We start from the raw sequence: 25,876 nt of genomic DNA on the forward strand, positions 1-25,876 counted from the left end.
TGCCCGGCTGCTCATGGTTTCCTTAGGCAGATACACATTCCGAATAGCTCACCCTTTCTGAGTCAAAAGCACGGACGCAAGCTACTAGCGTTCACCGCGCCGATAGGGTGCCATCAGCGCTGCAGGCACTTCTGCCCGGCGGGCGACAAGGACGAGCGCCACGATGGAAAGCACATAGGGGGCCATCAGGAAGAGTTGGTAGGGCACACCCTCGATCGCTGTTTGCAGCCGCAGTTGGTATGCATCAAAAAACGCAAACAGAACCGCTCCGATAAGCGCCTTGCCGGGTCGCCAGCTGGCAAAAACAACAAGAGCAATGCAAATCCAACCGCGCCCCTGAACCATACCTGGGAAAAAGCTGTTGAACGCCGTAGTCGTCAGGAAAGCCCCGCCCACCGCCATCAAAGCGGATCCAACCACAACTGCGCCGATGCGGATGCGGATGGGGTTCAGCCCCTGCGCCTCAACCGCATGAGGGTTTTCACCAGTCATGCGAATGGCCAATCCAAGCGGCGTGCGGCCAAGAACATAGGCCATCACAGCCACCGCAAAGAGCGCCAGGTAGGTCGGCAGAGCCTGGGAAAACAGGATCGGACCCAGAATGGGGATATCGGAAAGTCCCGGAACATTAAGTGGCTGGAATGCCTCGATCGTCGGAGGGAGATCACCCACTTCGACAAGTAGCCTGTAGAGGTAATAGGCCAGCGCCGAAGCAAAGAGCGTTATGCCAAGCCCCGATACATGTTGCGAAAGCCCCAACGGAACCGTCAGTGTGGCGTGCAACAAGCCCATCACAGCACCACAAAGGGCCGCAATCACGAGGCCCACAAGCAAAGGTGCGCCCATGTAGACGGCAAGCCAACCGCTCATCGCTCCCATGGTCATGATCCCCTCGATACCGAGGTTGAGGACGCCCGAGCGTTCGCAGAGCAACGCGCCAAGGACACCAAAAATCAGCGGCGTCGCAATACGCAGCACGGAAGCCCAGAGACTGGTATTCAGCAGCAGATCAATTGCATCACTCATCGGCGCACCCGGTAGGTTGTGAAAAGAAGAGCCACGATCATGGTGAGCAGGCAGAGCGCCACAATCACATCAGCAATGAAGCTGGGAACGCCGGTTGCCCGGCTCATGGCATCGGCCCCGACAAAGACGGTAGCGACGAAGACAGCGGCGGCGACCACACCGGCGGGATGCAATGCGGCAAGCATTGCAACAACAATGCCTGCATAACCAAATCCGGGGCTCATCGTGGTGGTGACCCCTGCTGTAACGCCCATGACTTCGACAGAACCTGCTAGCCCCGCCAAAGCGCCCGAAAGCAGGGCCACACCCATTATCGTTTGGGGCAGAGAAATACCTGCAAATGCGGCGGCACTGGCGTTTAAACCCGCGGCGCGCGTTTCAGCCCCAAAAACGGTACGTGCAAGGATCAGCCAAACGGCGCCTGCTGCAGCGATTGCAAACAGCAGCCCGATATGAAGACGCGTGCGCGGGATCAGATCCGGCAGGCGAAAATCCCCGTCTACTGGCACAGAAGAGGGCCACCCAAAGGCCATTGGATCACGCATCGGACCTTCGATCATGAGGCCTACGAAGAGGATTACGATGAAATTGAGCAGAAGGGTTGTCACCACCTCATCCACTCCGAAACGTAGGCGCAAAAAGGCAGGTCCTGCCAACAGGGCCGCGCCTGCCGCCATGCCTGCCAACATCAATATCGGAATACCGATCCACCCTGGAAACCCGAGTGAATGACCGATCCACGCTGTGATCAGCGCGCCAACGAAGAACTGCCCCTCACCGCCAATGTTCCAAAGTCGTGCGCGGAAGGCGACTGCTGCGGCGAGCCCGGTGAAGATAAGCGGTGTGGCGCGGGTCAGCATTTCGGTGACCGAAAGGCGTGAACCAAGCGCACCGGTCAACATTTCACCGTAAGCCGTGAGTGGGTTGACCCCCGCAGCTGCGATAAGGCCCGCAGCCAAAAACAATGCGGTAAAGATCGCGGCCAGCGGCGCAATGATCACAAGGTGCAGCGGCACATGTGTGCGTCGTTCAAGCCGCATCATCATCTTCCTTCCAGACACCCGCCATCATCAAGCCAAGGCGTTGTGGATCAGCCTCGTCGGCGGATATGGGTTCCGACAAGCGACCTTTGACGATGGCCTGGATACGGTCTGACAGGGCCACGGCTTCTTCCAATTCTTCCGAGATAAGCAGGATCGCAGCACCTTCGGCCCGCGCAGCCAAAAGCTCGGCATGAACTGCGGCAATTGCCCCTTCATCAAGGCCTCGCGTAGGTTGGTTGGCGAGTACAAAGCGCGGCCCGTTGGTCAGGACGCGACCAAGGATCAGCTTTTGCATATTGCCGCCGGACAGCAGCCTTGTTCGTGTGTCTGGACTGGCGCCCCGGATATCAAAGCGTTCGATCAGACCTGAGGTGTAGTCGCGGGCGGCGCGTTGCCGGACAAAGCCGCGGCGCGAAAACTCTGGTGTGCGCAGTCGTTCAAGCACTGCGTTTTCCCACAGACTCAACTCGCCCACGACACCTTCTGCATGGCGGTCTTCCGGCACTCTGCCTGCGCCTGCGCGTATCATCCCGCGCGGCCCCAGATGGCCGATATCTTCGTTCAGGAGTGTCAACTGCCCGGCACTCGGGTGGGCCAACCCAGACAGCAACCCGCCGAGTGTCGCCTGACCATTGCCTGAGACGCCGACGATACCAAGGATTTCACCTGCACGGACGGTGAAGGACACGTCATCAAGCCGCACCTCGTCCTCATCTTCCACGCGCACTTTATCTGCGATCAGAATCGGCGCGCCGATCTCGTGGTCATGGCGTACAGGCCGTTCCACTTTGCGGCCAACCATCAGTTCTGCAAGTTCTCCGGTGTTGGTTTCAGAGGTCTTGCGCTCCGCAACCATCTTGCCGCCACGAAGCACCGCCACACGATCAGAAGCAGCCATGACTTCATGCAGCTTGTGGCTGATGAAGATAAGCGAGAGACCTTCGTTCGTCATCTCACGCAGCGTCTCGAACAGGCGCATCGCCTCGGGCCGGGCCAGTACCGCAGTTGGTTCATCCAGGATCAGTATGCGCGCGTCGCGATAGAGCGCTTTCAGGATTTCGACCCGCTGGCGCTCACCCACGGAAAGCGACCGAACTTTGGCCTCTGGGTTCACAGGCAGGCCGAACCGGTCTGCGATCTGCAACAATTTTTTGCGGGCCTCGCCACGAGCAGAATATGCGCGTGTCAGGGGTTCAGAACCAAGCATTACGTTTTCAAGAACCGTAAGGTTGCCCGCGAGAGTGAAATGCTGGTGAACCATACCCACGCCCACCTCGATCGCTGCGCGCGGCAGGCCCGGAGGCAGCTCTTTGCCGAACACCCGTACAGAACCTTCGTCGGCCGCGTAATGGCCGAAAAGGATGTTCATCAGTGTCGTCTTGCCCGCGCCGTTTTCGCCCAGCAGCGCAAGGATCTCCCCTTCTGCCAGTGTCAGGGTCACATCATCATTGGCGGTAAGCGCTCCAAAACGCTTGGTAATGCCTTGTAGTTCCAGAACCTTGTTCATGAGGGCAGGCCTGCGATTGGGGATGGAAAGGAAATTGCGGGCGCGCGGGCCTCAATCAGTGCACCGAGTTTCAGCAGCGATAAATCCGCGCCGGGCGGTCCGGTCAGCTGCACACCCAGCGGCAGGCGGTTTGCCATGCCAAAAGGCAACGCCAAAGCAGGCAGGCCCGCTACATTGGCAAGCGCGGCGTTTGGGGCAAAAGCCTCCAGCTGCGCCATGTGGTCGTCAGGGGAGGAGCCGGACAGGTCCAAAGTGCCAACAACGGGCGGCACAGATGAGAGGACCGGCATCAGGACAGCATCGGCGGATTTGAAAAGCTTGCGAGAGCGATTTGTCAGGCGCGCAAGCTGTCGTGAGGCCGCAAAAAGCTCGGTGGCCGGTGTCGCACGGCCCTCGGCAGCCATGGCCGCGGCAAGCGGTGGAACCTGGCCATCGGAGATCCTGAGCGCAGTCAGCCACTCGGCCAACGATACAGCCAGTATGGTTTGGGCAATTGCATGAGCCTCGGCCCCGAGCCGGTCGGGGGCACGAATATCATGCACCTCACAGCCTGCGTCGCGCAGTGCGTCGGCAGCACCTTTCGCTGCTTTGCATTGGTCAGCTCCACAACGATCCGGCAATGCCACCGCGATACGGGGGCGTTCTGGCAGACGTACCGGGGCCATTGGCTGAACTACAGCGCCAAAGGCGGCCCCAACGTCGCGAACCGACCGCGCCAAGACCAGTTCAGACGCTATCCCCATCAAATGATTAGCAAAATCAGGGCCGCCGGGCACCGCGCCACGAGAAGGCTTGAGCCCCGTCAAACCACAGCAGGCAGCGGGTACCCTGATGGATCCGGCTGCATCCGTGGCGTGGGCAATGGCAACGATACCGGCTGCCACCGCAGCCGCCGCACCACCGGATGAGCCACCCGGGGTCAGCGCGGGATTCCAAGGATTTCGGGCGGCAGGCATACCATCAGGTTCGCATGTCAGGGAAAGACCGAATGGGGGTGTCGCGGTCAAACCGAAAGGGATCAGGCCTGTATGGCGCAGATACTGCAACAGGTGGCTGTCGCGGTCGGGTTTTCGCCCTTGCGCCTGTATTGCGGCAGATCCTGCCGCAGCCGGTAACCCTTTTGCAAAACCACCGAGATCTTTCACCAAGAACGGAACCCCGTGAAAGGGCCCGCGCTGGTCATATGGCAATGTGTCTGCCGCCTTTGCCCCCGCGCGGGCCATATCCTCATCCAGATATACCACGGCCCCCAGATCCGCCTGCGTGCGGCAGGCGGCAAGGCTAGCTTCCATCACGTCGCTGGCAGTGGTCTGCCCAGCCGTAATGGCAGCTGCAAGAGCCATGGCGTCGGTCACGTCAAAGCCCTCGGGATCAGGAGGGTTCGCTTTCGTCGATCGGTACGTCCCATTCACCGGATTGGATCGCGGCCTGTTTGGCCTCCATCGCCGGGATGGCATCGGCAGGCACTTCATCAGCGACATAGATCAGCTCATTGCCGCCATGGGCCATAAATGAATATTCCGTGTAGTTCCGGCCGGTTGGATTTCCGGCCTGTACATCCGCCACGATGGCCTCGATGGTAGGACCGTAATTCCAGATCGCGTTGGCAAATACCGTGCCGGGATAGCGCGGTGTATAATCGATAAGCGAACCAATGGCCTTCACGCCACGCGCCTGGGCGGCATCTGCCGTGCCAATCCGCTCACCAAACAGGATATCTGCGCCCGCATCGATCTGGGCAATCGCAGCTTCCTGCGCACGGGCCGGGTCAAACCATGCACCGATAAAACCGTTGACGAAGGTCGCATCGGGGTTCACTTCACTCACGCCCATTCGAAAGGCATTGATTAGCAGGTTCACTTCGGGGATCGGATACCCGCCGACCGAACCGAAGACATTGCTTTCGGACATTTGGCCCGCGAGCATACCAGCCAGATAGGCTGCCTCGTGATTGCGGGTCCCGAATACACCAAAGTTGTCACCTTCCGGCCCACCGGAAGACCCCATCAGAAACGCAGTGTCCGGATAATCGCCCGCCACTTCACGCGCTTCGCGTTCCACGGCGTAGGATTCGCCCCAAATGATTTGCGCACCACCTTCGGCATACTCACGCATCGCGCGGGGATAGTCGGTCGGAGCCACACCTTCCGAGAACTCATATTCGATCAGACCAGCATTGGCGGCCTCCTGCATCGCCAGGTGGATACGGCTGTTCCACGCGTTTTCGACCGGAGACATATGCACGCCGGCGACACGGGTCGCCGATTGCGCGTTCACGCGACGGACATAGGCCGGCAGGGCCAACGCGGCCGCTGCGCCGACCATCAGTTGACGGCGGGTTGTGGTGAGTTTCATTGGTAGATCCTCTTCTGTTGGTGGCAATTGTTCTTGTTCTTAAGCTTCCTGAGTATTGGGCCTGGGCGCATAATCTGCGGGGTCCAGGGTGGTGGGGCGACCGGGCAAAGAGAGCTCGGCCAATCGTGGTTCGGTGCGGGCCAGCACCATTCCGTTCTTGATAACGACAAGGCGGGTGGCTTTCATCCGAACAGCTTCAATCGGATCCCGCGCTTGCAGCACAACCATATTGGCGGGGCCGCCTTCGCGGATTGCCGGATCGGGCAGCCCCATGGCCTTGGCGCCGTTCAGGGTGACGGAAGTAAACGCCCACTCCATCGCTTCGCGGGATGTCATCGGCACTGCATGCACGCCCATATGAGCCACTTCCAGCATGTCGGCGGACCCAAGCGAATACCATGGATCCATGGTGCAATCCTGCCCGAAGGCGACGTTTACACCTGCCGCGCGCAGCTCTGGCACGCGGGTCAGACCCCGGCGGCGCGGATAGGTGTCTGAGCGGCCTTGAAGCGTGATGTTGATGAGAGGGTTTGGTACCACGTTCATGCCACTTTCAGCGATCAGCGGAATAAGCTTCGAAGCATAGTAATTGTCATACGAATGCATCGCGGTGACGTGGCTTGCCGTGACACGGCCCCCAAGCCCCAGGCGAGTGGTCTCATAGGCGAGAGTTTCTACATGACGCGACATCGGGTCGTCGCTTTCGTCGCAATGCAGATCCAGCATTAGACCGCGGTCTGCCGCTATCTCGGCCAATCGCGTGACCGATCGAGCCCCTTCTGACATCGTGCGTTCAAAATGCGGGATTCCACCCACCACATCGACACCCATATCGAGCGCCTGGATCAGGTTTTTTTCTGCGTTTTCTGAGCGGTAGAGACCATCTTGCGGGAATGCCACCAGCTGCAGATCGATATAGGGGGCGACCTGATTGCGCACCTCCAGTAGCGCCTCAACTCCGACCAATGGCGTGGTTGAAACATCCACGTGCGAGCGGATGGCCAGCAGCCCCTGCGACACGGCAAGGTCGCAATAGCGCATTGCGCGCTCAATCACCGCGTCGGGTGTCAGCAAGGGCTTCAACTCACCCCAAAGCGAGATTCCCTCCAGCAGCGTACCCGAGACATTCATACGCGGTAGCCCGAGGCTGAGGGTCGCATCCATATGGAAATGCGGGTCGGTGAACGGGGGCGAGACCAAGCGGCCGGCCGCGTCGATCTCTTCGCGCGCCTCAGCCTTGATGTCAGCGGCAATTTCCGCAACGCGGTCACCCTTGATCGCAATATCCAGCGGCTCGCGACCACCCCGCAGGCTGGCCTGTCTGATGATGATGTCGAGCATTCACCCTTTCCCCCAAATTTGACCACATGGTAAAAGTATTCTGAAAAAATGCTATTAATTTTTGCGGTACTTCAGGAACCAGTACTTTCGCCACTCTCGGGGTCTTGTCAGAAGACCTTGTCTTGAGGCGGGCACGGCCCGCCGCTCTTGCCGAGTGGCGCGAGCTAGGCGTTTCATAAAGGACAGCCTCACTGGTCTAGCTGAGACTGGTTCGAGTTCGTCTGACAGCACCGCCACTCATACCCGTTTTATTACCTTTGTGTTTTCTGCCCTGGAATTGTACCGCAATTCCTGTTGGTTGTTTTGCCGTTCCGAAACAGAGACTGTTCAGGTTGCACGCCCAGCCACAGACTGTTCTGGTCGCCAGACAGCGCATAGCGTAGTTGTTTCCAAGTGTTTTTGGATGCTTTACCGGTATGGGACGAGCACAGCCACCGCGCGGTGAGCTTTAGGGCAGCAGTGAAGATCGGTTGGTGCGAATATAATCCGCCACACGGAAGACGAGTGCAGCCAGTGTTGACGTTGGATTAACAGCTCCTGGCGTAGGAAACAGGCTCGCGCCTGCAACGAACACGTTTTCGACCTCGTGCAGTTGTCCAAAGGAATTGGTCACCGATGAGGATGGGTCGCTACCCATTATGGTGCCACCGATCATGTGCATGGGGTTCCGAGGGCCAGCCCACGCCTCACTGGTTCCAGCGGCTTTGAAGATGCGCAAGCCTTCGGACCTGGCAATTTCCGACCTGACGACATTTGCCCGCGGAAGCGAGTTGGTGACATGTGCCTGCGGCAACCCAAAGCGATCGCGTTTTGACGGATCGAGGGTAATGCGGTTTTCCGGTATGCTGTCCTCTTCGCAGAGCACTGTCATGTTTCCGTAGTGCGAACTGGCTTTGCGCAGATAGTCATCCAGCGCAGCGCCAAATACCTCGGGTTTCGCCAGTGCCGTTCCCAACAGGTCATTTGGTTTTGCCGCTTGCCCCACAAGCCATGCCCGGCTGCCGAACGCGTCTTTTGCGGGCTGTTTGTTGTCATATCCGTCGAGGCACAGGGTATTTGCCCCAGAAACACCGGTGTGCGGTTCCGTTTCCTGTTCAAACAGACCATGGATTGTTGTGAGAGCGTGGGACGTGAAATAGTGACCTAACGTACCGCTGCCATTGCCCAACCCGTTTGGATGAGTGTCATCGGATGACAGCAACAGCAGGCGGGCATTCCAAATGGTGTGACAGGCGGAAATGACGATATCGGCGGGTTGAAAGTTCTCCTGCCCATTCTCATCGATGTAAATAACTCCGGTTGCTTTCGATCCAGCGGAGTCGGTCTCGATACGTGCAACATAGGCGTTGTGGCGCAGTTCAACCCCAGCTTTTTTGGCGCGTGGCCATTGCAGAACAAGTGGGTTTGCGAGCGCTCCGATCGGGCAACCGGCATCACACCAACCGTCAAGAATGCAGCCAGCCCTGCCATCGTATGGAACACTATTGACCGCAAGAGTGTTAGACGTGAGCGTTAGCCCCTCGGCATCAAAGCCCCTCTTAATGGCCGTGGATTGGCTGGACATTGGAATGGCCGGCATCGGATACGGTGCACCCGGAGGGGCGTTGGGGTCGTCGTCCCCGGAAACACCAAAATAGGCCTGGGCGTGATCATACCAAGGCCGCAGATCATCATAGCTGATGGGCCAGTCCAAACTGCGCCCATATTGTGAGCGGACGTGAAAGTCATCCGGATGCAGCCGATACCAGTTGGCGTACCAATGCAGGCCTGCTCCGCCGGTGCCCCATCCCATTGCGAAATTTGCGGCCCCCACAAGATCACCAGTTTCCTGAACCTCGGGTCCGGCCCACCTGAGGCGCCGTGACCAGATCTGCGAGCTGATCATGTCTGAAAGCCGACGTTCAGGCCCAGCCTCCAGAACCAGTACGCTGAACCCTGCCTCGCCCAGCTCGGCCGCCATCGTGCTGCCAGCAATGCCAGAACCGGCAATGACGACTTCAACCTTTTCGTGTGAAATCTCTGTCATCGGTCCTCGCAGCTCTGGGTGGTCTCATTCTACGTTTCGCGCTACCAGGGTTTGGGTGGCGGAATATGGGCCAGATAAGGTATTCCCAGATCCGCAAACCCGGCTTGGGTGCCATAAACTACATCCACCGCGTCACTGCGTGAGATGAAGTAAAAGAAGTTCGGGTCGGGATCTCGCCAGACCTGCATTTTGGACGCAACAGCAGCCGCAATCATTTCTTTTCGCTGGCTTCCGGTCAGCTGTAAAAATGGAAAACCAAACCGACTGCGGCTTTCTGTGTCGATCCCAAGGATGCCCTTTCGGTAAAAGTCAGCCATGTTGTTTGCGTTTAGATACCTTAAAAGCAGCAATGACGATGCCTGATCCCCTGAAAGGCTCTGATCGACGAATTGTGCCACTCCGGCTTGCTGAGCCCCCGAAACAATGACGTTGCACCATGCGGCAAGAACTTCGGCTTCATTTTGTGTGAATAGCTTGAAACTGGTCTGTTCGACGGTCTTTGCCTCCGCATTACGAGACAGGCCGCGCATAAAAACGCCTGTCCACAAAGTAGTCGGGATCATGCGGGTCACAAAGCGTCTACGGCCCATCATATGACCTGTCTCCGCCAATTGCGTATGAGTACCGCCATTTTCGCGACTATAATTCTTTTGTCAAATTGACGAGTTCAGTCGAAGCCAAGGTGAAGTCACCGATTTCCCCGTTTCCTCACCAGCGTTGACACTAGATCCGGAATCCAAATTCGGTCACATAAACTCTGGGTGACATCCCGCTGAACAGGTCGCGCAGTTTCTCAAGCTCAGCCTCGGGCCCATTCAATTCAACCCCGGTGATTTGGACCAATTCTTGCGTGCTTTCAAAAATGTGGCTGCCCAATTCCATATGCCGGATTACCGCGTCGGCGCTGTCATAGTCTTCGCGAGACACTGCGGACCCATCGGTGCCAAAACTGTAAGCGGAGGCCAAATGGCCGCTCTCCTGATCGCGCAGTTCAATCATATCGGCGCAATTCTTGCGAAAGGCGTTTGCATGTTCAGCGGGGATCGAAAAGTACCCGATAACGCTTACAATATTTGGGACGGACATAACATTTCCTCCTAATATTTGGCCTGGAATACCCTGCCAGCATAAGCGCTTTTCATACTGTCACCAACTTGCAAACGTGGCGCGGGCGATCAAAGCGCTGGCCGGGCCAGCGCGTGTAGCAGCATTCCGGACGGATCAGCAGCTGGCTTGTCGGCAATTTTTGACATCAGCAGCCCCTGAAGAGGATTGTTCAATCAGTGTCGGTAAAAGGCTGTCACGGGTTCTTACAGGTTGCCAGAATCAACATGCTTGAGACACGCATTGTTCGACCAGGCTGCGATATCCGGCACCGAACAGCCTAAGATGCACGAGCGCGGGCCAAAGTTGGTAAATTGGGCGGCGCTCGGCAAACCCCGGCCTTATGTCACCGTAAGCCTGCCAAAATTTCTGATCGGGACTTCCGAAGAGTGAAAGCATGGCAAGATCGACCTCGGCATCGCCGTAATACGCGGAGGGATCGATCAAACCGGTAATCCGCCCGTCGCGCGCCATGACATTTCCGACCCAGAGATCGCCGTGCAGCAAAGCCGCAGGTGGGTGTTCTGGCAATAAATCGTCAATGCGGTTCGCCAGTACTTCGACCTTCCGGGCGAGATCGAAAGGGATTTCAGAACAGGATGGCAACAGCCGACGCTCAGCCCAAAACCCTGGCCAGGAGCGGACCGGTTCATTTGGGATATTCACCTTTCCGAAAGAGTGGTCTTCCGCCCAACCGAAATATGGACCTTTCGTTGCATGGAGGTGTTTTAGTTCGTGGCCGAGAGAACCCCAGGCGTTTTCCGGCCCATCATCCGGCCCCAGATCTTCGAGGATCAGAATGCCAGACGCAACCGCAACAACTTGGGGGGCTGGTGCACCGGCAGACCTGATCGCATTCAGCATTTGCGCTTCGGTTTTTACCATGGGGCCCGATTTTGCGACAAAACTCCTGCCGTCAGAGGTGAGCAGGCGGATCACGCTGGACAGGCTTCCGCCCCGTAGCGGCTCTGTTCCGGAGATCGTGGTACTAGTCAACGCGGACGCTTTTTCGATGAGTGATCTCATGCTTAGCTATGTAAATGATCCCGAATAGCATTGGAACAGACATGGTTTCGTACCCGGCCTAGTCAGAAGAACTTGACTTGAAGCGGGCAGGGACACTCGTAGCCACCGCGCGTGCAAAGCCTGCACAACTCGCTGCCGGTCATCTCTCGATCGGTTACTACTTCAACCTAAAAAGGTCTCATACTGGGAAAGATACGTTCACGCTGACACGTTCCGCCGCTCTTGCCACGTGACGCGATCTTGGAGGGGCATATAGGACAGCCTCACTGGTCAACCTGAGACAGGTTCAAGTTTGCCAGACAGCACCGTTTTGAAAATCTGACCTTCACCAATAAGATACATAAAAATCTTGTTGCAAAATTTATAACGGAGAAAGCGGTATGACCTCAGAACATTGGACCGTAGGATCCTATTTAGCTAAGCGGCTGCAAGAAGCGGGAATTGCGGATTACTTCGTAGTTCCGGGTGATTATAACCTTGTGTTGCTGGACGAATTGCTCGGCAATCCGGACATGCGGATGGTCAGTTGCTGTAATGAACTCAATGCTGGTTACGCCGCGGACGGATATGCGCGGGCAACCGGAGGGCCATCGGCGGTTGTGGTCACCTATTCTGTTGGCGGCTTGAGCCTGCTGAACGCAGTAGCTGGTGCCTACGCCGAAGACTTGCCTTTGATTGCGATTTCCGGTGGGCCAAACACAAACTCCGAGGCCGAATGGGAATATCTGCACCACACGCTGGGCGAAGTCGACTATGGCTATCAGCGCGAGATGTTCGCGCGTGTCACAGCAGAAGCGGTCATGATCCATCATCCGTCACTGGCACCCGTCGCAATCGACAGAGCGATCGACACCGCGATGTTGCGGAGAAAACCAGTTTATATCGAGATAGCCTCGAACATTGCGGGTGAACCAACATCGGCTCCCATTCCCCGGAGTTTTGCAAGGCAATCAACGAGCGACCCGAACACTCTGGCCTCAGCAGTCAAACAGGCTTCGGCTTTTCTGAACGCAGCTGAAAGACCCGTATTGGTTGCGGGCAGTAAAGTCCGCGCAGGTCAGGCCGAGCGGCCACTGCGTGGTCTGGCCAAAGCCTGCGCCTATGCCCAGGCCTCGATGCCGAACGCAAAGAGTTTCCTTTCCGAAGCGGATGACAACTTCATGGGAATTTACTGGGGGCCTGTCAGCACTCCGGGCTGTGGTGAGATTATAGATGCTGCAGACGGATTGCTTTTTGTCGGCCCCGTTTTTACCGACTACACCACGACTGGACATCAGCTTGGGTTCAATCCCGGTAAAGCGGTCATGGTTCACCCGACATCTGTTCAACTGGGTGATACGCATTTCAGCAATGTCCGCATGGATGAATTTCTGGATGCGCTGACAAAAAAACTCAGACCCAACGAAGGCGCTATCAAGGCTTTTGAACGGGTCAAAACCGAACAGACCCTGCCTGAGCCGGGCGAAGCAGGCACACCTGTGACCGTTCGCCAGCTTTTCACCCGTATTCAGAAGATGCTGACCGAAGACAACACGCTGCTCGTTGAAACCGGGGATTCATGGTTCAATGGCATGGAGATTGATTTACCGGAGGGCACGCGGTTCGAGATCCAGATGCAGTACGGATCCATTGGCTGGTCCGTCGGCGCGTCGCTGGGTTACGCGTTGGGCAATGGCGACCGGCGATTGATCTCATGCATTGGCGACGGGTCGTTTCAACTGACGGCACAGGAAATCTCGACAATGATCCGGTACGATGCAAAACCGATCATTTTCCTGATCAACAATGGCGGCTACACGATTGAAGTGGAAATCCACGACGGTCCTTATAACACCATCAAGAATTGGGATTATGCAGGGCTTATCGATGTGTTTGGTGCCGGCGAAGGCAAGGCCATGGGATGTAAGGTCACAACGGAAGGAGAGTTGGACGCGGCCATCAAAAAGGCGCAAGAGCATGACGGCTTGTGCCTGATCGAGGTACTGATCGACCGCGACGATTGCAACGTCAATCTGCTGCGGTGGGGTAATCAGGTTGCCCGTAACAATGGTCGGCCAAACCGGTGCAGGTAAGGAATGTCCCGTGAAAATCGTTGCGGGAGGCCAAACAGGAGTCGACCTGGCCGCATTGCAGTTCGCGTTGGAGAACAACATTCCATACGGCGGATGGGTTCCGAGGGGTCGGACAAATGAGGCTGGTCAAATACCCGAACGTTTCAGTGGATTGATCGAGACGCAGTCCGAGGATGTCAGCGAAAGAACAAAACTGAACGTCCGGGATTGCGACGTCTTGCTGATTTTTCAGGATGAATCGTCCAGCCCGGGAACAAAGCTGACAATCGAATTTGCCCAAGAGATCGGAAAACCGTTTTTGGTCGTCGATTTGCGGAAAGGTGTGGACGCCTGCGTTCGCCAGAGTCGACGTTGGATCGCGTCCCACCCTTCAGCGGTATTGAATATCGCTGGCCCCAGAGAATCCGAAGCGCCTGAAATCGGTGCGAAGGTGAAGGAAATTCTACGTCAGTCCTTTCCTTCAAGTAGTAAAACACCTTAGGTGCGGGCCCGTTGTTTTGTGTTGTTTCAGACGATCTTAGATAGCGCGATTGCTATTACCAGCCAAAAGCCGGACCGCAAGGTCATGGCTCCAATAGTTCGCCATTCGAAGGGAGTGCCGGTAACAGCCATTGCTATCAGAATAGCGAACACAAAAAGTGTACAGACGGCAATCAACCAGGCAATGCGCTGCGCCCAGAATTCGGATTTCATGAGTGTGAACGCGCCAAGCACATAAACGAAGCCAGCAAAAAAATTGAACCAAAGCACCAATGGAACTGCATCTCCGACGGCAGCTTTGGCAGCAGCACCGCCAAACAACGCCGTCCCCCCGGAAAATACAGTCGCAATGCCAAATACCGCGGCGACTATTGCTACAGGACGAACCCAATTTGGAGACTGATGCATAGTTGTTTTTCTCTGGATTAGACCTGGGATCGTGATGCAACCAGCCTAATCCTTTGAACCAGTGCCAACTTGATCAAAATCAATACGTCCACTCTTCCGTTAGACCCTTCAGGGGACAGAAAGCGGTCACCATGGGGGCTTCTCGTTACGTTTTTGCGGCTGAACGGAAGCGCCGACCGCACCCTTGTAGCGGACAAGCCATGTTCGCTCACGCAGCATGGTGCGAATGCGGATGTAAAATCAGCCCTTTATTAGGCTACCTGATCAGCTCTTGTCGCATTTGTCATAGGGAACACAATGCACCGTTGAGGTCGAAATGATTTGGAAACATTGCACATAAGAAGCGAAAGACAATTCTTACTGCTTCCGAACGGTCAAAGGAATCCGGGTGAAGTAAGTAGTCGGTCCACATGCCTTCCAACATGGCGAGTGTGCCGTGGGTAGCATCTCGTGCGACCTCATTGGGGTGTTCGATTTCAGCTTCCTTCGCGATGCGACCGAAAGCATTGAAGATCATATTCCGAAGTTTGGCGTCGCGCGTATCTGAAAACGCAGCTATTGCTTCTCTGTTCCTGGCCTCTCCTCGAAACGCGTACCAAATCGACACATTCTTCTTGTTAAGGATCTCCTCACTGAGATCACCCCGAACAATCATCTCGATATGCTCTTGGCTGGTTTGGCCTGTCGTTTCCAGCAGGGCATAAATGCCGTTGTAATACTGTTCCGAGGAGTGACGCGCTGCTTCGTCAACCAGGTTATCCTTGCCACCGAAGTGTAGGTGAATCATGCCGCGAGACAGTTCTGCGCGCTGAATGATCTCGCTTACCGAAGTCTCCGAAATCCCTTTTTCCGCGACCGAGTCGAGGACCGCTTCTATCAGTGAAAGGCGATTTCGCTCACGTACCTGTTGGCGTTTTCCTGTCATTTGTTCCGGCTGTTTTCTTTGTTTTCAAACTCTTGCATAGCGATTTAGCGCGGCTCGGGATTTCGCGGACCCCGAGCCTGAAAATATCAGTTGACACAGCTTGCCATAAAATTCCAGATTTAAATGGACGATTGTCCATATTGTGATGGCGATCCCCACGCTACCGAAAACAACATTCAGCAGGGAAGCATGGCTGGAGTAATACGAAGTGAGACGGGCAAAGGCCTTGCATTGAGCGCGCCCGCAACGCTCTATGTCGGCCTGCTTGTTGCTGTGCCGCTATGTATTCTGGTCGCCTACAGCTTCTGGACCCAGACCTATGTCGAGATCGACCGGACGCTGACCTGGGCGAACTATCAGGAGGCATTCACCGACCCCCTGGTTCGCCACCTGATGCTGCGTTCAGTAGCCATTGCCGGGGCAGTTACGTTGGCGACGGTATGCCTGGCCTATCCTATCGCCTATTTCATCGCGTTTCGGACGCAGAAGAAAACCCTCTGGCTGCTGCTGATCACCATTCCATTCTGGAGCAGCTACCTGCTGCGCGTTTTTAGTTGGAAGCTCATTCTTGGCTTCAACGGCGTGATGAACTCGGCCCTGATTTCGCTGGGGATGATACAGGAGCCACTGACCTTTCTGCTATACAACGAGTTTGCAGTTGTATTGACGCTCGCCCATGCTTGGGCACCATTTGCTATTCTGCCAATCTATGTGTCGCTCCAGAAAATCGACCGCAGCCTGCTGGAGGCCGCGACCGATCTGGGGTGCAACAAGCTGGAACGGTTTGTCCGCGTGACCCTTCCCTTGACCGTGCCGGGGATCATCGCGGCCTGCCTGATCATCTTCATCCCCACGGTTGGCGACTATGTCACGCCGGCACTGGTGGGGGGCTCTCAGGGCAAAATGGTCGCCAACCTGATTCAGGTGCAGTTCGGAGCAGCAAACAACTGGCCGTTGGGTGCAACCTTGTCACTGCTGGCCATGCTGTCGGTGGGCTGTGTCGCAATCCTTTTTGTTGTCATCGTTACCGCATTAGGACGGAGGATCAGATGACAAAGGCCATTCGGATCCCCTGGCTGCTTGTCTATGCGATCGCCTATCTGGTGTTCCTGTATCTGCCGGTTCTGCTGCTACCGCTGTTTTCTTTCAACGACGGCACAATCGTGGCCTTTCCGCTCAAGGGGTTCACGCTGAAATGGTACGCGCAACTCGGCCAGCAGGACACTCTGTTGCAGGCCATGGTGAACTCTCTGATTGTTGGCAGCGTGACAGCGTTGATGGCGACTTCGCTGGGCTTGTTCGCTGCACGGGCCTATGTCCGCTATCGGTTCTCAGGGCGTGAAGTGTCCGAAGGTCTGGTCATGCTTCCGCTGGTCATTCCCGGCATCATTGTTGCCAGTTCAATGCTGGTCCTATTCATCAGCATCGGGCTGAAACCTTCGCTGACAACCGTGATCCTTGGCCACGTCTTTGTGGCTTTGCCCTTCGCTGTATCGATCATGAAATCTGCCTTTGACGATTTCGATCAGTCACTGGAAGAAGCGGCATTTGATCTGGGTGAAAGCGTTGTCGGGACCTTTCGGCGCGTCACTCTGCCAATTGTTGCACCGGGCATCATCGCAAGCTTTCTGGTCACGTTCACCGTGTCCTTCGACGAGTTCGTCCTCGCATTCTTCTTGTCCGGTAACAGCCCAACACTACCAGTCTATATCTGGAGCCAGATCCGCTTCCCCGCAAAGCTGCCTAACACACTCGCGCTGGGGTCACTGCTTTTGATGTCCTCGGTCCTGCTGTTGCTGATTGCCGAATACTTCCGCCGCCGTTCCACACAGTCCTCTGATTGAAGCCAAAGGAAATCAACAAGATGAGCGAACAGAACATCATCGAAATTCAAGGCGTTGAGAAACGCTTTGGTACCTTTGTGGCTGTGTCTGATCTGAACCTCACATTGAAAGAGGGCGAGTTTTTTTCGCTGCTCGGGCCGTCTGGGTGCGGCAAGACCACGGCCCTGCGCATTATTGCCGGATTTCAGGATCACGAAGAGGGTGAGATCCGGATTGATGGACGCACGATGGGCGAGGTGCCCGCCAACAAGCGCCCTACCAATATGGTGTTTCAAAGCTATGCGATCTTTCCGCACCTGAATGTAGGCGACAACGTTGGGTTCGGCCTGCGTAAGACCAAGCTTTCCCGGAAGGAAATCAAGGAGCGCATCGCCGAAGCCCTGGAGATGGTTGAGCTTGGAGGCTTGCAGGATCGCAAGGCCAATGAGTTGTCTGGCGGCCAGCGGCAGCGCGTGGCGCTCGCCCGCGCGCTGGTCATGCGTCCGAAGGTTTTGCTTTTGGACGAGCCGCTGTCCGCGCTGGATAAAAACCTGCGAGAGGCGATGCAGCTTGAAATGCGGCGGCTGCAACAGAAACTTGGCATCACATTCGTCATGGTCACGCATGACCAGTACGAAGCGATGACCATGTCCGACCGGATCGGTGTGATGTTCGCCGGTCAGCTCAAGCAGGTCGACAAGCCCGAAGTGCTTTATTCTCAGCCCTGCAATCGCGAAGTTGCATCCTTTATTGGCGGAATGAACTTCCTGAGCGCTGAGATTGTTGCCGAAAGCACCGATAAGCTGGAGGTCGATGTTCAAGGCTTCGGGCGCATGACGATTAGGGTGAATCCCAACGTTCACGTACATGACAAAAAGCTGTTGGTTGGCGTTCGTCCGGAACAGTTGGAAATCAGTGCGGAAAAGCCGGAAGAGTACGACGCCTCTGTGCAGGGCGAGGTGTCGGACGTCGCCTTCTATGGCGAGAGCGTTCACTACTATGTCCGCGTTGATGGGCTTTCGGACAGCATTGCTGTCGCCGTGCCAAACTACTTTCACACAGTCGATCACAGCCGTGGTGATACCGTTTGGCTGGGCGTACAGAGCGCCTCGGTGATCGACCTGGGCAAACGTGAAACATGAATCTGTGGGAGGAAAGAAATGAATAAAGCAACGACATTTACAGCGGCGGTGATTGTCACTTTTGCGGCAGGCCAGGCGCTTGCGAATGCAGCCGATCTGACCGTTTTCGATTGGTCCGGTTATGAGGATCAGGGGTTCTATGGTGACTACGTCGAAAAATACGGCGGACCGCCCAGCTATACCTATTTCGGCAGCGTGGAAGAGGCGTTCACTAAACTTCAGTCCGGTTTCGAAGCTGATCTCGCTCATCCCTGCACGGACGCCCTGAGAAAATGGGTGGCGGCAGATATGATCAAGCCGATCGACACCAGCAAGCTGCAGAACTGGGACAAACTGATGCCCAAGATCAAAGAGGTCGATGGCATCACGATCGACGGGCAGACTTACATGGTGCCCTTCGAATGGGGCAATACCGGTCTGATTTATCGTACGGATATGATTTCGGCAGACGATGTTTCGCTGCAGTTGCTGATGGATCCTTCCTATCAGGGCAAAGTTGCCATTCCAGACGCCGCATCGAGCGCCTTTGCAATGGCGGCGCTGGCAACCGGTGCCTCCAGCTATACCGATATGAGCGATGAGGAATTCCAGAAAGCTGCGGATTACCTGCGCGCAATTCACCCGAACGTGCGCTTCTACTGGTCTGACGCGGGTCAGTTGGATCAGGCAATCGCCAGCGGCGAGGTGACACTGGGCTGGGGTTGGAACCAGTCGGAACTGAACCTGATCTGGAATGAAACCCCGGCAGTCATGATGCGCGATGTGGACAAAGGTATCGCCACATGGGTTTGCGGCTATGTGCACCTGAAATCCGCCAAGCAGTCAGATGAACAGGTCTACGACATGCTCAACGCGCTGAGCTCTGCCGCCAGCGGCAAGTACATCATCGAAAGCTGGGGCTACGCGCATGCCAACGAGGATGCGTTTGCACAGGCAGACCCGGAACTGATCAAGACTTACGGGTTCTCGGACGTCGACAGCTTTTTTGACGGCAGCCTGTTCTTCGACGCGGTCAACCCCGAGCTTGAAGCCAAGATGTTGAAGGAGTTCGAACGCATCAAAGCGGGCTTCTGAGCACAGCTAACGACATAACCGGGAATGGAAGGCCAAGTAACCCTCCCATTCCCAAGGTACTATATCCAATTTTCCTGGAGGAAGCGCGGCAATGTCAGGCGCTGACCAATACTCTGTTCTCTTTGCACCGGTGAAAATCGGGCCAGTGACGGCCCGAAACCGGTTCTATCAGGTGCCCCACTGTAACGGTCTGGGGCATTTGCGTCCGCAGGCCGAGGCCGCCATGCGGGCGATGAAGGCCGAAGGCGGCTGGGCCGTGGTGTCTACCCAGGAGGCCGAGATTCATCCAACTTCGGATCTGTCTCCCTATTCTGAGAACCGGATCTGGGACGATCGGGACATTCCTGCGCTGCGTTTGATAACCAATGCAGTTAAAGAGAAGGGGTCGCTTGCCGCAATCCAGCTGGCGCATAACGGCCATCATGCACAAAACCACCTTAGCCGGGCTCCGCTTCTGGCTCCGTCGGAACTTGCCCTGCAAACCGCGTATCCGAAGCAGGCCCGGGCAATGGACAAGACGGACATCCGCGAGTTCCGCAAATGGCATCGGGCTGCCGCTCGGCGCTCGCGCGAGGCTGGCTTTAACATTGTGTATGTTTATGCCGGCCACCACATGACGTTGCCGCATCACTTTCTGCTGCCGCAGTTCAATGATCGGACCGATGAGTATGGCGGCTCATTGGAGAACCGGGTGCGGCTGACCCGCGAGCTTCTGGAAGAGACCAGAGAAGAAGTCGGCGACGATTGCGCCATTGCCCTGCGGTTCGCGGTCGATGAGCTGCTCGGGACCGACGGGATGCAGGCGCAGGAGGAAGGTCGCGCTGTTGTCGAGTTGCTGGCAGAACTGCCGGACCTTTGGGACGTCAACGTTGCGGATTGGAGCAATGACTCTGCGACAACCCGGTTCGAGCCTCGTGACGGCTTTCAAACCTCTTATATCGAGTTCGTTAAACAGGTCACGTCCAAGCCCGTTGTCGGCGTCGGGCGGCTGACTTCGCCGGATCTGATGGTGTCATTAGTCAAAAAGGGCATCCTTGATTTTATCGGCGCGGCACGACCTTCCATTGCCGATCCGTTTCTTCCCAACAAAATCAAGGAAGGCCGCATCGAAGAAATCAGAGAATGCATCGGCTGCAATATCTGTGTTTCGTCCGATGCTTTGGGTGTTCCTATCCGGTGTACGCAAAACCCGACGATGGGCGAAGAATGGCGGCGTGGCTGGCATCCTGAAATCATCGAAAATCGGGGAAAAGAGGAAACAGCGCTTGTTGTCGGCAGCGGACCAGCGGGGCTTGAATGCGCTATGCAATTGGCGCGTCGTGGCTATGAAGTCACGCTGGCCGAAGCAAAACAGGAACTTGGCGGCCGCGTGTTGCAGGAATCCGGTCTGGCTGGATTATCTGCGTGGAAACGCGTTACGGATCACAGGATCTACGACCTGCAGCAACGCGGAAACGTACAGATGTTCACCGACAGCCGCTTGTCGGCCAGTGATGTTGTCGAACTGGGAATTCCGAACGTCTTTCTGGCAACTGGTGCACCATGGCGGCGGGACGGTCGCGGAAAGTCCGCGTTCCATGGTATTTCAATAAGTTCCGGCACTCAGGTTTTCACTCCGGACGACATCATGTCAGGCGTGTTGCCGGGGGGTGGTCCGATTTTGGTCTATGATGATGACCAGGCCTACCTTGGCGGAGTACTGGCCGATCACTTGGCTCAGACCGGGCGAGAGATCATCTTTGTCACCCCGGCCTCGATGGTTTCGCCGTTCACGGAATTGACGTTGGAACAGACCAAAGTGCAGCGCAGCCTTCTGGAAAAAGGCGTTCGGCTGGTCATGTCCCATACATTGGCCAGCGTGGCACCCGGTACGGCGAACGTGCAATGCGTCTACACGGCGCGAGAACATGCCATCGAGTGCGGCTCCGTCGTATTGGTGACGCAACGAATGCGAGAGACCGATCTCTACGATGAGCTTCGTGGTCTGTCCGAAAGCCCGCTGACAAAACTGGACCTGATCGGCGATGCTGCAAACCCCGGGTTGATCGCTGACGCTGTATACTCTGGTCACATGGCTGCCCGGAATTTCGAACGCGATGCGGGCGATATCGACCGCGAATTTTTCCGTCGGGAGATCGTTTCCCTTGAAACTGTATGAGGTGCGCTATGCCAAAAGATGACCTGCAATTAATGCGCGACTTGATAGAAGCACAGCGGGAAGGGTTCGCTTTGCCGCGCCATTTCTATACGTCTCAGGCGGTTTATGAAAATGACATCAGTACGTTCTGGAACCGCAACTGGATCTGGGTCGGTCACGTAAGCCAGATCGAGGAACCCGGTGACTATTTCCTGTTCGATTACGGCCCCGAGTCCGTGATCATCGTTCGGGACCGCGAGGGTGAAGTACGTGCGCATCTGAATGTTTGTCGCCATCGGGGTTCGCGGGTTTGCGTGGAACAGAAAGGCAAGGCGCGTAACTTCATCTGTCCCTACCACGCGTGGACCTTTGACCTGAACGGAAAGCTACGAAACGGACGGTCAATGGGGGCTGATTTTGACCCGGGCCAATATGGTTTATTCCCGGTTCAGGTGAAGATCTTCCAAGGTCTTATTTTCATCTGCACGGCAGAGGAAGCGCCGCCATTGGACGCGGCGCTGGAAAAGTTAGCTCCACTTTCGATGCCGTTCGATTTCGAGAATCTGAAGGTCGCGCATGAGGCGTCCTATCCGGTTCCGGCGAACTGGAAACTGGCCTTGGAGAACTATCTGGAGTGCTATCATTGCGCACCTTCCCATCAGGACTATTCACGCAGCCATTCATTGAAAGACCCTGCACAGGTTCTGGAGTTCAGTGGTGCACTGCATGAGCGGATGCGAGAAGCCGGAGTTCCGGTTGAGGAGCTTGACCTGACCGGCGAAAACGCTGTCGCGCCGGGTGCGGATGTCTATTGGCGGCGTTACCCGCTGTTTCCCGGCTACATGACCGGCAGCAAGGATGGTGCGCCCCTGGCTCCGCCTCTGGGTGAGCTGAAAACCCACGACGGTGGAGCCACCGATCTGGGGATCGGTACACTGAACTATTTCCTTGTCTATGCCGATCATGTGGTTGGGTACCGGTTCGTCCCACGAGACCTGCAAGAGACGGATATTCAGATCGTCTGGTACGTGCGCGGCGACGCTGAAGAGGGTCGCGACTATGACAAGGATGCCCTGACATGGCTTTGGCATGTCACGTCGCTCGATGACGAAAGGATCATCCGGCACAATCAGGAAGGTGTGAACTCACACCGCTTCGTTCCGGGACCATTGTCAGAAATGGAAGCGAGCATTCCCGGCTTCTATCGCAACTACTTCAGCATGATCTGACACGCTCAGAATTCGGAGAACAAACATGACAGAGTTAACGCAGCGCAGATCTAGACGGCGCGGGGGCGGGCGTGAAGCGCGTGCCGCCGTTCGAACCAGCAACGCCGCCTCGCAGGCAATCTGGCCGGGCATTCCGGGTGGGCGATACAAGCCCCTCTCGGACGTAGACATGTCGCGCATACATGAGGCCGCCCTCAGCATTCTGGAGCGCACAGGGGTAGGGGACCCCACGCAGGAAGTTCTTGATCTCGTATTGCCCAAAGGGGCGACTGTGAATGGGCATGGCCGACTGTGCTTCCCCCGCGCGTTGATGGAAGACCTGTTGGCCAAAGCAGCCAGCGAATTCTATGTCCACGCGCGCGGGTCGCGGGCTGGTAAGAACGATATGCACTGCACCAAGGACAAGGTGTATTACGCAAATTCCGGTACGGCGGTGACCACGTTTGACGCGGAAACGCGCAGCTACCGGCCGTCAACGCTCAAGGACATATACGACTTCACCCGCCTGGTTGACCGGCTCGACAACATTCACATGACCGGCGACACGGTTCTGGCGACGGATGTGCCGCAGGATTACGAGCATGACATGAGCATGCTCTACGCCATACTGGCGGGCAGTGAAAAACCGTCCTGCCTGACGTTCAGAACCCGCGAGCACATTCAGGACGCAATCCATCTGTTCGATCTGGCATCAGGCGGGGAGGGCAAGTTCCTTGAAAAGCCCTCGGTCATCTTTGGTGGATGCCCCATCGTTTCACCGCTCAGGTTCGGGCGCGAAAACCTGGAGATTCTGATCGATACGGCGAAAATGGGCCTTGTCTGCGACCTTGCCGTTCCACCGCAGGCCGGGGCGACGTCACCTGCGCCACTGGCCGGAACACTGGCTCAGGCCGTTGCCGAGACGCTATCGTGTGTTGCCATCGCAAACCTGATCAATCCCGGAACACCTGTTGTTTTCGCGGCATGGCCTTTTATCACCGATCTCCGCACAGGCTCATTCACCGGCGGTAGCGGCGAACAGGCGCTGATCTCAGCCGCGGCCATTCAGATGGGCAATTTCTACAACCTTCCAACCAGCGTCGGCTGCGGCATGACGGATTCCAAAATTCCTGATGCGCAATACGGTCTGGAAAAGGCCTTGACTTTCGCGTTAGCGGCCCATGCCGGGGCCAACAGGCTGTGCGAATTCGGCGGTATGCTTGGCAGTCTGATGGGGTGCAGTTTTGAGTCGATGGTCATCGACAACGAGGCCGCCGGTATGATCTCGCGAACGCTTCGCGGGATTGAGGTGAGCGACGACACGCTTTCTGTCGATGTGATCCACGATTGCGCAATCGATCCCGGACATTTCCTCGGCAACGCGCAAACCCTGCAATACATGGAGACAGAATACGTCTACCCAACACTCCTGGATCGGGAACTGACGGACACTTGGGAGAAGACGGGTCGAAAGGATATGTTCGAGCGGAGCCGTTCTGTGGTGGATGACATTCTATCCAATCATTACCCGAACTACTTTGGCAGCAAGGCGGATGAAGAGGTGCGGTCTAAGTTTCCTATCAAATTACCGCCCGAAGCGATGCGCGCTGGTTGAGTGCTGCAAGCCAAATAGAAGGCATCGCAACCCGCTTGGTTGCGATGCTACGACAAGGTGGGGCCTAAGCCCTGAACCTGCCCTGACGTGTCAGGTCCTCGGTCGCCAATCGGATGCCCATCTCCAAAATGTCGAACATCTTGTTCAACTCACTTTCGGTTATGATCAGCGGCGGAGAGAATACGCACATGTTGATGATTGGCCGCAGGATCAGCCCGTTTTCCTGGCAATGACGATCAATCAGTGTACCCACCGATTTGTCCAGATCCAACGTATCGTCAGCCCCCGCATCAGCAACGCACTCAACGCATCCAACAAGCCCCATTCCACGTGCGTCGCCTACCAGAGGCAGTTCTCCCAAGGCTTGAAGGCGTTCTTCGAACAACGGAGTGATCGCGCGAACGTGTTCGAGGACACCGTCACGCTCCATGATTTCAATCGTCTTCAGCCCTGCTGCCGCGCTAACGGGATGGCCGGAGTAGGTGAAGCCATTTGAGAATGTCGCGTCCTGCGCGTTTTCTCCACTCACATCCGCAATCAGCCTGTCAGAGATTATGCAGGCCCCCATGGGCACATAGCCGGACGTCATTCCCTTGGCGCAGGTGATGATATCCGGTTGAATTCCAAAGACATCTTCGGAGGCAAACCAATGCCCCAAGCGACCGAACCCGGTCACGACTTCGTCCGAAATATACAGGACATCGTATTTCCGACAGACTTCCAGGCACCGCTTATGATACCCCTGTGGGGGCACGATGACGCCACCGGAGCAAAGGATCGGTTCGGCAATGAACGCGGCGACCTTGTCGGCGCCTGTTTCAAGGATCATGTTTTCCAGATCGTCGATTTTTTCGTTCAGAAAATCGTCGAGCGTCTGATCAGGGCTGCGTGTATACGGGTTCACGTTCGGCAAAAACCGCGTCAGGTGGGTTGCCTGATCCAACCATCCTTTGTCGCGCTCCTTACCGGACACAGAAGCCGCCAGATAAGTCGAACCATGATAAGCTTTCTGCCGTGAGATCACGATTTTCTTTTCAGGTTTGCCCAGCAGGTTGTTGCGGAACTGCACAAAGCGCAGCGCGCTGTCCACGGCCGTGGAGCCGCCCGTGGTAAAGAACACATGGTTCAGGTCTCCGGGGGTTCGCTTGGCAATCTCATGCGCCAGTTGGGCTGGCGCCGAATTGGCGTTGTTGAATGGCGAGAAATACGCCATCTCCTTTGCCTGCTGAGCCATTGCATCCGCTATTTCGGTGTTTCCGTAACCCAACTGAACGCACCACATGCCGGCAGGCCCGTCGATCAGGCGACTGTCGTCTGCAGTTATCACATGAATACCCTGACCACTTTCAGCAAAGGTCCGGTCGTTATTGCCCAGATATGCCATCCCCTCCCACGGATGCAGGAAATGCGCGTTGTCCCAATCACGAATGGATTGAAAGCTTGAGTTCAGCAGAGTCATGTTGCACCAAGTTGTAATATTTATCACAAAATGAATGATCGTTCATTCAATGTCAATCCTTGAACTTCCCAGCCACCTGATGCGAGAAAACAAAAGAGTGAGTGA

General features: G+C 56.3%; 22 protein-coding genes. 9 read left to right on the plus strand and 13 right to left on the minus strand.

All coding sequences use genetic code 11. From position 1 onward, the window contains the following. Positions 1–84 precede the first annotated feature (84 nt). The 10 genes from GOX66_RS01970 to GOX66_RS02015 form a co-directional block, all read right to left on the minus strand. Positions 85–1,026: an ABC transporter permease gene (locus tag GOX66_RS01970; protein WP_170759063.1), complete on the minus strand. Its 942-nt coding sequence runs from the start codon at positions 1,024–1,026 to the stop codon at positions 85–87. Further along, positions 1,023–2,066, minus strand: a complete 1,044-nt coding sequence (locus tag GOX66_RS01975) for an ABC transporter permease (RefSeq protein ID WP_170759064.1) — start codon at positions 2,064–2,066, stop codon at positions 1,023–1,025. Before GOX66_RS01975 ends, GOX66_RS01970 begins: the two co-directional genes overlap by 4 nt. Next, positions 2,056–3,576 (minus strand): ABC transporter ATP-binding protein, encoded by a 1,521-nt coding sequence (locus GOX66_RS01980; protein WP_170759066.1) that lies wholly within the window; start codon positions 3,574–3,576, stop codon positions 2,056–2,058. The genes GOX66_RS01975 and GOX66_RS01980 overlap by 11 nt, the downstream gene beginning before the upstream one ends. Continuing rightward, positions 3,573–4,931 carry an amidase family protein gene (locus GOX66_RS01985; protein ID WP_170759069.1) on the minus strand — a complete coding sequence of 453 codons (1,359 nt, stop codon included), beginning with the start codon at positions 4,929–4,931 and terminating at the stop codon, positions 3,573–3,575. Before GOX66_RS01985 ends, GOX66_RS01980 begins: the two co-directional genes overlap by 4 nt. A 16-nt stretch (positions 4,932–4,947) precedes the next feature. Next, a complete protein-coding gene (locus GOX66_RS01990) occupies positions 4,948–5,931 on the minus strand; it encodes a BMP family protein (protein ID WP_170759071.1) in 984 nt (327 codons plus the stop codon). A gap of 39 nt (positions 5,932–5,970) precedes the next feature. Further along, positions 5,971–7,272, minus strand: coding sequence for an amidohydrolase family protein (locus tag GOX66_RS01995; RefSeq protein WP_170759073.1), 1,302 nt, complete (start codon positions 7,270–7,272; stop codon positions 5,971–5,973). A 448-nt stretch (positions 7,273–7,720) separates the two neighbouring features. Continuing rightward, positions 7,721–9,298 (minus strand): GMC oxidoreductase, encoded by a 1,578-nt coding sequence (locus GOX66_RS02000; protein WP_170759075.1) that lies wholly within the window; start codon positions 9,296–9,298, stop codon positions 7,721–7,723. A gap of 41 nt (positions 9,299–9,339) precedes the next feature. Then, on the minus strand, positions 9,340–9,891 hold the full coding sequence (locus GOX66_RS02005) for a gluconate 2-dehydrogenase subunit 3 family protein (RefSeq protein WP_170759077.1): 552 nt from the start codon (positions 9,889–9,891) through the stop codon (positions 9,340–9,342). Between the two features lie 130 nt (positions 9,892–10,021). Continuing rightward, positions 10,022–10,384 (minus strand): antibiotic biosynthesis monooxygenase, encoded by a 363-nt coding sequence (locus GOX66_RS02010; RefSeq protein WP_170759079.1) that lies wholly within the window; start codon positions 10,382–10,384, stop codon positions 10,022–10,024. A 240-nt stretch (positions 10,385–10,624) separates the two neighbouring features. After that, the gene (locus GOX66_RS02015; protein ID WP_170759081.1) at positions 10,625–11,428 is read right to left on the minus strand and encodes a fructosamine kinase family protein; all 804 of its coding nucleotides are present in this window, start codon (positions 11,426–11,428) and stop codon (positions 10,625–10,627) included. A gap of 380 nt (positions 11,429–11,808) precedes the next feature. Between GOX66_RS02015 and GOX66_RS02020 the strand changes: the two genes are divergently transcribed. Both GOX66_RS02020 and GOX66_RS26270 read left to right on the plus strand, forming a co-directional pair. Beyond that, positions 11,809–13,500 (plus strand): thiamine pyrophosphate-binding protein, encoded by a 1,692-nt coding sequence (locus tag GOX66_RS02020; protein WP_170759082.1) that lies wholly within the window; start codon positions 11,809–11,811, stop codon positions 13,498–13,500. After that, the gene (locus GOX66_RS26270; protein WP_419555537.1) at positions 13,475–13,981 is read left to right on the plus strand and encodes a putative molybdenum carrier protein; all 507 of its coding nucleotides are present in this window, start codon (positions 13,475–13,477) and stop codon (positions 13,979–13,981) included. The genes GOX66_RS02020 and GOX66_RS26270 overlap by 26 nt, the downstream gene beginning before the upstream one ends. Positions 13,982–14,007: 26 nt before the next feature. On the opposite strand, the gene GOX66_RS02030 is transcribed toward GOX66_RS26270, so the two are convergent. Continuing rightward, positions 14,008–14,388, minus strand: a complete 381-nt coding sequence (locus GOX66_RS02030) for a hypothetical protein (RefSeq protein ID WP_170759086.1) — start codon at positions 14,386–14,388, stop codon at positions 14,008–14,010. Between the two features lie 283 nt (positions 14,389–14,671). Continuing rightward, positions 14,672–15,313, minus strand: a complete 642-nt coding sequence (locus tag GOX66_RS02035; protein ID WP_170759088.1) for a TetR family transcriptional regulator C-terminal domain-containing protein — start codon at positions 15,311–15,313, stop codon at positions 14,672–14,674. A gap of 189 nt (positions 15,314–15,502) precedes the next feature. Between GOX66_RS02035 and GOX66_RS02040 the strand changes: the two genes are divergently transcribed. The 7 genes from GOX66_RS02040 to GOX66_RS02070 all read left to right on the plus strand — a co-directional run bounded on the left by GOX66_RS02040 (position 15,503) and on the right by GOX66_RS02070 (position 24,312). Then, a complete protein-coding gene (locus tag GOX66_RS02040; protein ID WP_170759090.1) occupies positions 15,503–16,366 on the plus strand; it encodes an ABC transporter permease in 864 nt (287 codons plus the stop codon). Beyond that, positions 16,363–17,157 (plus strand): ABC transporter permease, encoded by a 795-nt coding sequence (locus GOX66_RS02045; protein WP_170759092.1) that lies wholly within the window; start codon positions 16,363–16,365, stop codon positions 17,155–17,157. The genes GOX66_RS02040 and GOX66_RS02045 overlap by 4 nt, the downstream gene beginning before the upstream one ends. A gap of 20 nt (positions 17,158–17,177) precedes the next feature. Next, positions 17,178–18,278, plus strand: a complete 1,101-nt coding sequence (locus GOX66_RS02050; RefSeq protein ID WP_170759094.1) for an ABC transporter ATP-binding protein — start codon at positions 17,178–17,180, stop codon at positions 18,276–18,278. A gap of 18 nt (positions 18,279–18,296) precedes the next feature. Continuing rightward, positions 18,297–19,352 (plus strand): extracellular solute-binding protein, encoded by a 1,056-nt coding sequence (locus GOX66_RS02055; RefSeq protein WP_170759095.1) that lies wholly within the window; start codon positions 18,297–18,299, stop codon positions 19,350–19,352. Positions 19,353–19,443: 91 nt separating this feature from the next. Continuing rightward, entirely contained in the window at positions 19,444–21,510 is a 2,067-nt protein-coding gene (locus GOX66_RS02060; protein WP_170759097.1) for an oxidoreductase, read from the plus strand. Between the two features lie 8 nt (positions 21,511–21,518). Beyond that, positions 21,519–22,718 carry an aromatic ring-hydroxylating oxygenase subunit alpha gene (locus GOX66_RS02065; protein WP_170759099.1) on the plus strand — a complete coding sequence of 400 codons (1,200 nt, stop codon included), beginning with the start codon at positions 21,519–21,521 and terminating at the stop codon, positions 22,716–22,718. Positions 22,719–22,743: 25 nt separating this feature from the next. Further along, on the plus strand, positions 22,744–24,312 hold the full coding sequence (locus GOX66_RS02070) for a trimethylamine methyltransferase family protein (RefSeq protein ID WP_170759101.1): 1,569 nt from the start codon (positions 22,744–22,746) through the stop codon (positions 24,310–24,312). A 64-nt stretch (positions 24,313–24,376) separates the two neighbouring features. Here GOX66_RS02070 and GOX66_RS02075 read toward each other — a convergent pair whose 3' ends face one another. After that, on the minus strand, positions 24,377–25,771 hold the full coding sequence (locus GOX66_RS02075) for an aminotransferase (protein ID WP_170759103.1): 1,395 nt from the start codon (positions 25,769–25,771) through the stop codon (positions 24,377–24,379). Positions 25,772–25,876 lie beyond the last annotated feature (105 nt).

Origin of the sequence: Ruegeria lacuscaerulensis, from assembly GCF_013031245.1 — a bacterium.
In the GTDB taxonomy this organism is placed as follows: Bacteria; Pseudomonadota; Alphaproteobacteria; order Rhodobacterales; family Rhodobacteraceae; genus Ruegeria; species Ruegeria lacuscaerulensis_C.

Bases quoted from the DNA above. Each gene is read 5' to 3' on its own strand.
- GOX66_RS01990 (WP_170759071.1), bottom strand. From the start codon at position 5,931: ATGAAACTCACCACAACCCGCCGTCAACTGATGGTCGGCGCAGCGGCC.
- GOX66_RS02030 (WP_170759086.1), bottom strand. From the start codon at position 14,388: ATGCATCAGTCTCCAAATTGGGTTCGTCCTGTAGCAATAGTCGCCGCG.
- GOX66_RS02075 (WP_170759103.1), bottom strand. From the start codon at position 25,771: ATGACTCTGCTGAACTCAAGCTTTCAATCCATTCGTGATTGGGACAAC.
- GOX66_RS02000 (WP_170759075.1), bottom strand. From the start codon at position 9,298: ATGACAGAGATTTCACACGAAAAGGTTGAAGTCGTCATTGCCGGTTCT.
- GOX66_RS02070 (WP_170759101.1), top strand. From the start codon at position 22,744: ATGACAGAGTTAACGCAGCGCAGATCTAGACGGCGCGGGGGCGGGCGT.
- GOX66_RS02065 (WP_170759099.1), top strand. From the start codon at position 21,519: ATGCCAAAAGATGACCTGCAATTAATGCGCGACTTGATAGAAGCACAG.
- GOX66_RS02005 (WP_170759077.1), bottom strand. From the start codon at position 9,891: ATGATGGGCCGTAGACGCTTTGTGACCCGCATGATCCCGACTACTTTG.
- GOX66_RS02045 (WP_170759092.1), top strand. From the start codon at position 16,363: ATGACAAAGGCCATTCGGATCCCCTGGCTGCTTGTCTATGCGATCGCC.
- GOX66_RS01975 (WP_170759064.1), bottom strand. From the start codon at position 2,066: ATGCGGCTTGAACGACGCACACATGTGCCGCTGCACCTTGTGATCATT.
- GOX66_RS02055 (WP_170759095.1), top strand. From the start codon at position 18,297: ATGAATAAAGCAACGACATTTACAGCGGCGGTGATTGTCACTTTTGCG.
- GOX66_RS02010 (WP_170759079.1), bottom strand. From the start codon at position 10,384: ATGTCCGTCCCAAATATTGTAAGCGTTATCGGGTACTTTTCGATCCCC.
- GOX66_RS02040 (WP_170759090.1), top strand. From the start codon at position 15,503: ATGGCTGGAGTAATACGAAGTGAGACGGGCAAAGGCCTTGCATTGAGC.
- GOX66_RS02020 (WP_170759082.1), top strand. From the start codon at position 11,809: ATGACCTCAGAACATTGGACCGTAGGATCCTATTTAGCTAAGCGGCTG.
- GOX66_RS02060 (WP_170759097.1), top strand. From the start codon at position 19,444: ATGTCAGGCGCTGACCAATACTCTGTTCTCTTTGCACCGGTGAAAATC.
- GOX66_RS02050 (WP_170759094.1), top strand. From the start codon at position 17,178: ATGAGCGAACAGAACATCATCGAAATTCAAGGCGTTGAGAAACGCTTT.
- GOX66_RS02015 (WP_170759081.1), bottom strand. From the start codon at position 11,428: ATGAGATCACTCATCGAAAAAGCGTCCGCGTTGACTAGTACCACGATC.
- GOX66_RS02035 (WP_170759088.1), bottom strand. From the start codon at position 15,313: ATGACAGGAAAACGCCAACAGGTACGTGAGCGAAATCGCCTTTCACTG.
- GOX66_RS01970 (WP_170759063.1), bottom strand. From the start codon at position 1,026: ATGAGTGATGCAATTGATCTGCTGCTGAATACCAGTCTCTGGGCTTCC.
- GOX66_RS01995 (WP_170759073.1), bottom strand. From the start codon at position 7,272: ATGCTCGACATCATCATCAGACAGGCCAGCCTGCGGGGTGGTCGCGAG.
- GOX66_RS01980 (WP_170759066.1), bottom strand. From the start codon at position 3,576: ATGAACAAGGTTCTGGAACTACAAGGCATTACCAAGCGTTTTGGAGCG.
- GOX66_RS26270 (WP_419555537.1), top strand. From the start codon at position 13,475: ATGGTCGGCCAAACCGGTGCAGGTAAGGAATGTCCCGTGAAAATCGTT.